General features: G+C 70.3%; 11 protein-coding genes. 5 read left to right on the top strand and 6 right to left on the bottom strand.

The features are described from left to right. Window positions 1-372 precede the first annotated feature (372 nt). From larC to QHF85_RS15655, 4 genes are all read right to left on the bottom strand, one after another. The gene (gene larC / locus QHF85_RS15670; RefSeq protein ID WP_281327984.1) at window positions 373-1581 is read right to left on the bottom strand and encodes a nickel pincer cofactor biosynthesis protein LarC; all 1209 of its coding nucleotides are present in this window, start codon (window positions 1579-1581) and stop codon (window positions 373-375) included. After that, a complete protein-coding gene (locus QHF85_RS15665) occupies window positions 1578-1781 on the bottom strand; it encodes a hypothetical protein (protein WP_281327983.1) in 204 nt (67 codons plus the stop codon). The genes larC and QHF85_RS15665 overlap by 4 nt, the downstream gene beginning before the upstream one ends. A gap of 50 nt (window positions 1782-1831) precedes the next feature. Next, window positions 1832-2620 (bottom strand): nickel pincer cofactor biosynthesis protein LarB, encoded by a 789-nt coding sequence (gene larB / locus QHF85_RS15660; RefSeq protein WP_281327982.1) that lies wholly within the window; start codon window positions 2618-2620, stop codon window positions 1832-1834. Between the two features lie 76 nt (window positions 2621-2696). After that, on the bottom strand, window positions 2697-3209 hold the full coding sequence (locus tag QHF85_RS15655; RefSeq protein ID WP_281327981.1) for a DUF1579 family protein: 513 nt from the start codon (window positions 3207-3209) through the stop codon (window positions 2697-2699). 72 nt (window positions 3210-3281) lie between these two features. On the opposite strand from QHF85_RS15655, the gene QHF85_RS15650 reads away from it, so the two are divergent. The 4 genes from QHF85_RS15650 to QHF85_RS15635 all read left to right on the top strand — a co-directional run bounded on the left by QHF85_RS15650 (window position 3282) and on the right by QHF85_RS15635 (window position 6144). After that, window positions 3282-3941 carry a hypothetical protein gene (locus tag QHF85_RS15650; protein ID WP_281327980.1) on the top strand — a complete coding sequence of 220 codons (660 nt, stop codon included), beginning with the start codon at window positions 3282-3284 and terminating at the stop codon, window positions 3939-3941. Between the two features lie 40 nt (window positions 3942-3981). Continuing rightward, the gene (locus tag QHF85_RS15645) at window positions 3982-5367 is read left to right on the top strand and encodes a metallopeptidase TldD-related protein (RefSeq protein WP_281327979.1); all 1386 of its coding nucleotides are present in this window, start codon (window positions 3982-3984) and stop codon (window positions 5365-5367) included. Between the two features lie 113 nt (window positions 5368-5480). Further along, on the top strand, window positions 5481-5798 hold the full coding sequence (locus QHF85_RS15640) for a hypothetical protein (protein WP_281327978.1): 318 nt from the start codon (window positions 5481-5483) through the stop codon (window positions 5796-5798). Window positions 5799-5811: 13 nt separating this feature from the next. Beyond that, window positions 5812-6144, top strand: a complete 333-nt coding sequence (locus QHF85_RS15635) for a hypothetical protein (protein ID WP_281327977.1) — start codon at window positions 5812-5814, stop codon at window positions 6142-6144. Window positions 6145-6264: 120 nt separating this feature from the next. Here the strand turns inward: QHF85_RS15635 and QHF85_RS15630 are convergent, their stop codons facing one another. Together QHF85_RS15630 and QHF85_RS15625 are read right to left on the bottom strand one after the other, a co-directional pair. Then, window positions 6265-6927, bottom strand: coding sequence for a helix-turn-helix domain-containing protein (locus QHF85_RS15630; protein WP_281327976.1), 663 nt, complete (start codon window positions 6925-6927; stop codon window positions 6265-6267). 358 nt (window positions 6928-7285) lie between these two features. Next, entirely contained in the window at window positions 7286-8824 is a 1539-nt protein-coding gene (locus QHF85_RS15625) for a lamin tail domain-containing protein (protein WP_281327975.1), read from the bottom strand. Window positions 8825-8882: 58 nt separating this feature from the next. On the opposite strand from QHF85_RS15625, the gene QHF85_RS15620 reads away from it, so the two are divergent. Continuing rightward, window positions 8883-9233 carry a helix-turn-helix transcriptional regulator gene (locus tag QHF85_RS15620; protein WP_281313799.1) on the top strand — a complete coding sequence of 117 codons (351 nt, stop codon included), beginning with the start codon at window positions 8883-8885 and terminating at the stop codon, window positions 9231-9233. Window positions 9234-9242: the final 9 nt, after the last annotated feature.

Genomic DNA, 9242 nt, shown 5'->3' with positions numbered 1-9242 from the left:
CTCGACCCGAACCAGGGCCAGCCCTGGACCTCTGGGCATCGACTGCGCGAAGCGCAGTCGATGCGGGGAAAGATTTTTAAGCTGTCCGCCCCCTCTTTGCAGGGCAAGCCCTGGACCTTGCGCGGAAGAACTGCGCTCCGCGCAGTTCTTCCAACAGGCCGTTGGGACCGCCGTGCCCGTCGAGACGTCAGCGCTGCTGTCCTGGTTGGCAGGGTCGGTTGCAGCCTTGACCTGGCCTGTTCGATGAGCTGCGCGGAGCGCAGCTCATCGAACACGAGTCCAGCGCTTGCGCTGGTCCGGGTCCAGGGGCGGACAGCCCCGGTGGGGCCTGGGGCAAAGCCCCAGCGAAGCGCTTCGGGGTAAAGCCGTCTCTCAGATCGCCAGCGCGGCGAGCGCCGCCTGGACCACCTCGCGCAGCGCCACGCCGTGCGTCTTCGCCGCGGCCGCGCAGTCCTCGAACTCCGGCTTGATCTGCGGCGGACCAAACGGCCCCTCGCTGATCTTCACGCGCACGCGCCCGTAGGCCGTGTCCACCGAGACCGTGCGCCGCGGCCGCTCGGTCCGCGTCACCGGGATCTTCCGCAGCCCGATCGACGTCGTCTCGCGCAGGAGCGTCGCCCCCACCGCGTCCGCCTGCGGCGCGGGCGCGAGCGCCGCGATCGTCAGCGCCGGCCGCCCTTTCTTCATCGTGATCGGCACGGCCCACGCATCGAGCGCGCCCGCCGTGAACAGCGCCTCGATCGCGTGCGCCGCCATCTCGCCCGTCATGTCGTCCACGTTCGCTTCGAGCACCACGTGCGACGCGCCCACCTGCGGCTCGTCCGACGCGCCCCCGCGCGTCCCGAGCACGACCCGCAAGAGGTTCGGCCGATCCGGCAGCTCCCGCGACCCCGCGCCCCAGCCTACGCGCTCCGGCGCGAACGAGGGCCACCGCTCGAAGCGACCTGCCGCCGTCGCGACGATCGCCGCGCCCGTCGGCGTCACGAGCTCCGCGTCGAGATCCACGCCGTACGTCGGCACCCCGCGCAGGCACTCCACCGTCGCCGGCGGCGGCAGCGGCAGGATCCCGTGACGTGCCTTGACGAACCCTCGCCCCATCGGCAGCGGCGCGCCCCGCACCTCGGCCCCGAGGTACACGAGCGCCGCGGCCGCGCCCACGATGTCCACGATCGCGTCGACCGCCCCGACCTCGTGGAAATGCACCTCGTCGAGCGGCATCCGATGCACCGCGCACTCCGCCTCGCCGAGCCGCCGGAAGATCCGGCGCGCGAGCGCCCGCACCTCGGGCTCGAGCGGGCTCGACGTGAGCATCTCGTCGATCGACGCGTACGTCCGCTCCGGCTGCGGCGTCTCCACGTGCACCTCGAACGACGTCGCCACGATGCCGCTCCGATGCACGTGCCCGCGCTCCAGGAACACCCCTTCGAGCGGGAGCGCCGCCACCGCGTGCTCGATCACGAGCAGCGGCACGCCGAGGTCGAGCAAGGCCGCGATCGTCATGTCCCCCGCGACGCCGCTGAACGCGTCGAAGAACAGGATCTTCCCGACCCCTGATCCCTGCTCGAGGAGCGGCGTCCTCACGGGATGCTCGTGCCCGCGGCCCTGATCGTGCCCGTGCACGTGCCCGTGATCGTGCGCCGTCGCGGGCGCATGCGCGTGCGTATGCGGGCGATCGTGCGCGTGCGCGTGCCCGTGATCGTGCGCGTGATGCACGTGGCCGTGGCCATGCGCGTGATCGTGGTGGTGATCGTGATCGTGCCCGTGGTCATGGTCGTGCCCATGCCCATGCCCGTGATCGTGTCCGTGTCCGTGCACGTGCCGTGCTCCTTGTTCAGCCTGCGGTCGTCGGCTGCTCGGTCGCTGCTTGCGAGGCCTTCGGCATCATGCGGTGCACGACCATCGCCGCGCCAAACCCGTTGCCGATGTTCACGACCGACACCCCCGACGCGCACGAGGTCAGCATCGCGAACAGCGCCGTGAACCCCCCGAGCGCCGTCCCGTACCCCACCGCCGTCGGCACGGCCACGACCGGCGTCGAGACCATCCCGCCCACCACGCTCGGCAGCGCCCCTTCCATGCCGGCGCAAACGATCGCCGCCGATGCGCGCCGCAGATCCTCCACGCGATGCAGGAGCCGATGGATGCCCGCGACCCCGATGTCGTAGATCCGCAGCGGCTCGAGCCCCAGCGCGGAGAGCGTCTCCGCCGCCTCCTCGGCCACCTCGTTGTCGCTCGTCCCCGCCGTCACCACCGCCACCGGCGCGCACGGCCGCTTCGGTGGCGGCGCGACCTCCACGCTCCCCGTTCGCGCGAGCGGCGCGAACCGGAAGCTCGGCACCCGATGCCCCACGATCGCCGCCTTGTGCGCGTCGATCCGCGTCACGAGCACGTTCGTCCCGGCGCGCACCATCTCCTCGGCGATCCCGGCGATCTGCTCGCCGCTCTTCCCCTCGCCGAAGATCACCTCCGGCACCCCTTGCCGGAGCGCGCGGTGGTGATCGACCGTCGCGTATCCGAGGTCGCGGAAAGGCAAATTCCGGAGCGCCTCGACCGCCTGCTCGACCGTCACGTCCCCACGCCGAACCTGATCGAGCAGCTCTTCCACGCGCCTGGGATCCATCGCGGGAGCCCTTAGCCCGGTGGCAGGCCGCGCGCAACGCGCGGCCGAGCCTGCCGCCGTCCTCACGCCCGCTCGCTCAGCCGCGCGTGAGGGAGATCAAAACGCCGGGAGCCTCCTGCCCGTCGGGCTTGATGTTGTACATGCGGATCTCGAGCCGATCGGCCTGCGAATCGTCGACGACGGTGCGCCACCCCCAGTGCGGATGCCCCGGGGCCGCGAAATAACTGCCGCGGACGTTGATGTCCGTCCCGCCGCCCTCGCTCACGGACACGAGGATCATCGTGCCCGTGTGGAAGCTATCCACCCACGAGATCCGCCAGAGCTTCTCGCCCGACTCGAAGGCGATCAGCATCTCCCCGGCGATCGGCTTCCCCTCGACGCTCGATCGGTACTCGAACCGGACGAACCGCCCGCCGAGGACCGCCGCGATCCGGCCCTCCCAGGCCGCCTCGATCGGCGTCGTGCCCGGCGGCCCCATGATCGTCTGCGCCGTCCCGCGCCACGGGCCCACGAGCTTCGCGAGGCGCTCATGCTCGCGGTCGAACTCGTACGGTTGCGTCGGCTCGGTTTCGAGGTTCAGTTTTTCCATGCGGCGCAGCATAAACGAACGACGCGTGGACATCCCAGCCCCCCCGCGCTAGCCCGACTCCTCGCGTCCGTCATGCCTGCTCCCTTCGCCCCGCTCCTCGGCTTCACGCTCGGCGTCCTCCTCGCGTGGATCGCGCGCCCCGAGGATGGCCCCGACGAACGCCCCGGCGCCTCCTCCTGGGATCGCCCGACCCTCGCCGTCGCCCTGTACGCCCTGCTCGTCTACGCCCCCGTCTCGGCCTACTTCACGGTCTTCGCCGCGGACTGGTCGTTCGCCTACCTCGTCGACGGCCGCGCCATCCCTTCGGCGCTCCAGCTCCTGCTCGTCTTCCTCGACGCCGCCGCGCCCGTCCTCGGCTTCCTCGCCGGCCGCCGCGCCCTCGCCCACCGCTCCCTCGCCGCCCTCGCGTGGCTCGCCGCGCTCCCCCTCGTCGCCGCCACGATCCCCCTCGTCGCGCTCCACGCGCGCTTCGGCATCGACGCCACCTACGACCAGGTCCAGAGCGACTTCGGCACCCGCCCGCTCCCGGGCAGCCCGCTCGGCTACGCCATCCTCTGGATGGACGCGATCCTCGTCGCCGGGGCTGTCTTCACCGCGCGGGCGTTGTCAACGTTCGACGTCGCCGGCGTCCTGCCCGCACGCCCTGGACGGCCTGCGCCGCCGGAGCCGCCGTCCGAGCCCCCGTCGGAGGAGCCGCCGCGCTTTCTCGGTCGAACCCGCAGGCCTCGCTGATTGACGAGCGTCCGGTTGTCCACCACGCTCTGCCCCCACGATGACCGCGCCGAACCGGCTCGAGACCGAGATCGATGAGTTGAAGAACCTCGCCGCGGACGTCGTCCGTCGCGCCCGTGCGGGCGGCGCCGACGTCGCCGAGGCGATTGCGCGCTCCGGCTCCGAGCTCAGCACGAAGGTCCGCCTCGGCGAACCCGAGCTCGTCGAGGAGGCCTCGCACAAGAGCCTCGGCATGCGCGTCATCAAGCAGGGCCGCGTCGCCCTCACCTCGACCTCGGACCTCACGGCGCGGGGCATCGACCGCTTCGTCCGCGACGCCCTCGAGCTCGTCGACATCTCGCAGGAAGACCCGTTCGCCGGCCCGGCGGACCCGTCGCTCATCGCGACCGGCCCCTTCCCGGATCTCGAGCTCTACGACCCCAAGGGTGGGGACGTCACGGCGGCCGAGGCCATCGACATCGCGCGCCGCGCCGAGCAGGCGGCCCGCGACGCCGACCCTCGCATCACGAACAGCGACGGCGCCACCTTCAGCCGCACGGCCGGCGTCTTCGCGCTCGTCCTCTCGGGCGGCTTCACGGGCGGTTATGCCGGCTCGTATGCCTCGCTCGTCGTCTCGCCCGTCGCCGACGACGAGGGCGGCAAGAAGCGCCGCGGCTTCCACTGGACGGCCAAGCGCCACCTCGACGCCCTCGACGCGCCCGAGGCGGTCGGCCGCGAGGCCACGCGCCGCACCTTGCGCAAGCTCGGCGCTCGCAAGGTCCCCACCTGCGAGGCGCCGGTCGTCTTCGACCCCGACGCGGCGCGCGCCATCCTGGGCCTGCTCGCGGGCGCCATCATGGGCAGCTCCGTCTGGCGCAAGTCGAGCTACCTGGTCGGCCGCGAGGGCAGCCGCGTCGCGAGTGACCTCGTCACCATCGTCGACGACCCGCTCGTCCTCCGCGCCCCTGGCTCGCGTCCTTTCGACGGCGAGGGCCTCGCGGCGCGCAAGAACCTCGTGGTCGAGCAGGGCATCCTGAAGACCTACCTCTGCGACAGCTACAGCGGCCGCAAGCTCGGGCGCACGCCCACGGGCAGCGCCTCGCGCGGCGGCGGCGGCGGGGTCGGGCCTTCCACCTCGAACTTCATGCTCCTGCCCACGCAGACGAAGGCCGCGGACATCGTGAAGAGCACGCAGCGTGGCCTCTACGTCACGGAGATGATGGGCTTCGGCTACAACCCCGTCACGGGCGACTTCTCGCGCGGCGCGGCGGGATTCTGGATCGAAAATGGTGAGCTCGCGTTCCCGGTCAGTGAAGTGACCATCTCGCTGAACCTCGATCAGCTCTGGCAGCGCATCGACGCCGTCGGCGACGACCTCGATCTACGCAGCTCCACGGCTTCGCCCACGCTGCGAATTTCTTCTATGACGATCGCCGGCTCGTCCTGAGTCGTCGCGAGAGCCCCCGAAATCGCTACAAAGCACGTTTGTGTGCGTAAATTTGACGCGCACGGACGTCCGATTTCTCGTAGTCTCCAGCGCGGAGGTTGGAGATTCGAACAATGAGAACGCTTTCTCGAACTTTGGGTCTGGCCGCCCTCGTGGTGATGGCCGCCACTGGCCTCGGGTGCGCCCCGTATGGCGCGCTCTGCGAGGACGAGATGCTTTGCCGCGACGGCAACGACGCGGACGTCGACGCCTGCATCGTCGGTTACGAGACGAGGGAGGACGTCGCTTCGATTTACGGCTGTGAGGACCGCTGGGACGCCTACCTCACGTGCCTGGAGCTGGAGCTCCGCTGCGACGGTGGCAATAACTGGACGCACCGGGGCGACTGCGACGACGAACGAAACAGCTACAACGATTGCGTCGGAGATTAGGAGCGCGATGACCATGCGAACGCCCTGGATTCTTCTTGCTTGCCTCGCGCTCACGCCCCTCGCCGCCGGCTGCGGCAGCCTCTCCGCGGACGCCTGCGAAAAATACTGCGATTGCACCAACTGCAACGATCGCGAGTATGACGAGTGCATCGTCGAGGCCGACGCCGCCGAGGAGACCGCCTCCATTTACGGCTGCGACCTCGAATACGAGGATCTCACCATCTGCGTGATCGATGAGTATCGGTGCACGGGTGGCGTGTACGGCCCCGATCCGGCCGATCTCCTCGCCTGCGTCAGCGACGTGAACGACCTCGGCCAATGCCGCGATCGCGGCTCGCGCCTCTAATCGACCCTCGCTCGACGAACACGCGAGATTCGTGGACCATGCCCGGCTCGCCCGAGCATGGCCCACGAGTCACGGCAATCGCGTCCCTCCGTCGGACAGCCGAGCGGAGCGAATCTCGTTTTACCGCGACGAACCGCCTGCGGCGCGCGGCGGCAGCTCTTCCACGGGCTGCGCCGCCCCTGCCGGCTCGTTTGCATTCGCGGCCGCGGCCACGGCTCCGGGCGGAGCGGCCACGGGTGCCACCGGCTCGGGCACGAGCAGGGTCCGAAGGCCCTGCGCGTCCGTCCGGCCGACGCGCGTCGCGAAGGCGGGTAGCCCCGCCGCCTCGTCGCTCAGCACGACGAAACGCGCATCCCGACACGCCCGCTCGAGCGCTTCCATCCAGTGCGCCACGTCCACGTCCGCCGAGGCCGCTTTCGCGTCCACGATGAACACGTCCGGAGGGTCCGATCCCGCCAGGACGAGGGCATCGTAGGGATGCTTCACGTCCCGGAGCGGCATCATGTCCCCGAGCGCGCGGGTGACATGGGCGAGCGTGTCCTTCGAGCCCACCACGAGCCCGCTCTTCGCGCTCGCCCGCGCGAGCTCACGGGGCACGCTGTAGCCCCAAGCTCGCAGGAACTCCGCCACGTCGGCCGCGCGGAAGCGCAAGTGACGACCTGGCGTGCGAAAATGTGCGATCCGGCCACGATCCACCCAGTTATGGATGGTCTTCAGATCGACCTCGCACAGCGCTGCGAGGTCGGACGCGGTCAGCAGTTTCTCTCCCCGTACTCCGGCCATCGTCCGAACTCCACGCGAAAGGTGTGCCAACCCGTCCAGCCCTCCGGACCAGCAGACCACACCAGCGGGTGGCCCCCCACCCTGTTGCTCTTTGTATCCAAACCTAGCACTTTTTTGCGAAGGTGCGGGCTTTGTTAACTAGCCCACCCGAGGCCCTGACTCCAGCTCCACTTCGCTCGGGCCTCCTGACTCGCTGGTTCAGCAAGGTTGAGGCCGCTGGCTCCGATGTAGGAACGACACCGCCTGCTCGCTCCCGCGGACGTCCCCGCCCGTCTGTACAGGCAAGGAACGTTCGCTCTCGTAGGCAAGTAAGACGCCTTCTCCATCACGGCCACCTCGGAGCACGGTTTTTCCGTAGTCAAGGGAATGACGCTGTGTTCGCGGCCCCCGGCGTCGGAGGGGCCAGCTGGAAAGAATCGCTCACTCCATCTGGTGCGTCGGGTGACCGACGTACCACGCTTTGACCAGCCTTCGGCTTTGGAATGGCAGGAAACCTGGAAACGATGCGTCCGCGCATATCGAGCAGCCGCACGATCTCGCCCCCATTGCCAAGCCCGTTTTTCCCGAGCGCGGGGACACGCACGACGATTGCGTCCTCGGCCGGCGGCACGTCGATCTCGTCGTCCGGAGCGAACGAGTCGTTCACGACCACCGCGAATCGACCCGGCGGGAGCGTCACCGCCGGCAGCGCCGTTTCGCCCCCGATATCGCTGATCACGAGCTCGCCGAGCGCCGCCTCCACGTCGCCGTCGTTGTAGAGCTCGATCCACTCCTGATCCGGCTCCGGCCCGAGCGGATTCGCCAGCACCTCGTTCAGCACGACGTGTGGCATCGGGGTCAGGGTGGTCGCGGAAAAGGTCAGGCGTCGCTGCCGGCCGTGCACGTCGATCGTCGTGACGTCGAGCGTGATGTCCTTCGCCGCAGGCAAGCCTTTGAGGACGAATCGCTCGTTTTTGCCCGTCGTCATCACCACGTCGAGCCCCTCGCCGGCGATCCCCCAGAGCAGCGCCGCCTCGGGCGCTCGCCCGAGCAGCCGATCGTCCTCGATCTCGACGCACCCCGGCCCGAACGGAACCTCGAACGCCGCGCACGCAAGCGTTGCCTCGTCGAGCGGCCCCTCGATCGCCTCCCCGGCCTCTCTTTCCGCGCCCCCGAACGGCCGCGGATCGATCCGCAGAGGCCACGGCAGGCCGGGTAGCCCCACGACGGGCGGCGGCACCCACGGCCCCCCGTCCGGCGCGAATCCTCGGCCCACGAAGCGCAGGCAAGCGCCTCCCGCGCCCGCCGGCGAGACGCCCCGGCCGAACGCGCCGAGGGGCCCTTCCGGCGCGAGCGTGGCCTCGAACGACACGTCGGGCAGCGTCACGTCGCCACAATAGAGCCCGAACAGACCCGCGCCGCCGCCCGCCTCGACCGGCGGCCACGCGCGGGCGAGCAGCGGCGCCGCCTCGGCCGGCTCCACGACGAAGGAGACGCTCGCCCGCGGCTCCCCGCTCGCCACGGCGTACGTCTCGCCCGGATCGAGCGGCACCGCCGGCGCGAGCACGATCGATCCGTCGTCGTCGCGCCACCGGACGGTCGGCACGAACCGCTCGGCGAGCGCTTTCGAGACGTCGTCTCGCTCGATCTGCCGGAGGTGGCTGTCGCGCACCTCGCCGCGCACGAGGTAGAGCCGCGCCTCGTCGAGCGACGGCTCCGCGGCGACGTGCACCCGGAGCACGCGAGGCGCCGCGGTGACGGGCGCGTCCGGCTCGAAGGCGACCGTGATCCCGGCCTGTGGCATTGCCAGCGCTGGACCGGCTTCGGGGATCGGCAGATCGGTCCGACAGGCGACGGCGACGAGGGCGAGGAGCGCGGGGGCGAGCCGGAAGGGCGACGGGCGTGCGAGGTTTTGCATGCCGGTACATCGACCGGGGCCCCCGCGGGTTGCGTGAAATTGATAGGTTTACGCGCCCATGACGCCCGATGACATCAAGGCGCTCCGCAAGGAGCTCGATTGCACGGCCAAGGAGCTCGCGGCGGCGCTCGGGCTCGAGCAGGAGACGGTGCTCGCGTGGGAGCGAGGCGACCTGTTCCCGACGAAGCGGTTCGTCACGAAAATGGAGGAGCTCCGGAGCAAGGGGAAAGGGGCGATCGTGCGCAAGCCACGGCGCGGGGCGGTGGCGGCGTCGCCGATGGCCGTGCTCGCGGATCCCGAGACGTGGAAGCTCGTGCGCAAGCTCGTGGCGCACGCCGAGCTGCGCCGCGAAGTCGGCAAGCTCGCCGAGGCCTACCCGGACCCCGCCGAGGAGTCCGGCTCGACGTGACCTGACCTG

Origin of the sequence: Polyangium sp. 6x1, from assembly GCF_029946515.1 — a bacterium.
Taxonomy (GTDB): Bacteria; Myxococcota_A; Polyangia; order Polyangiales; family Polyangiaceae; genus Polyangium.
This window is presented reverse-complemented; position numbering and strand designations above follow the sequence as displayed.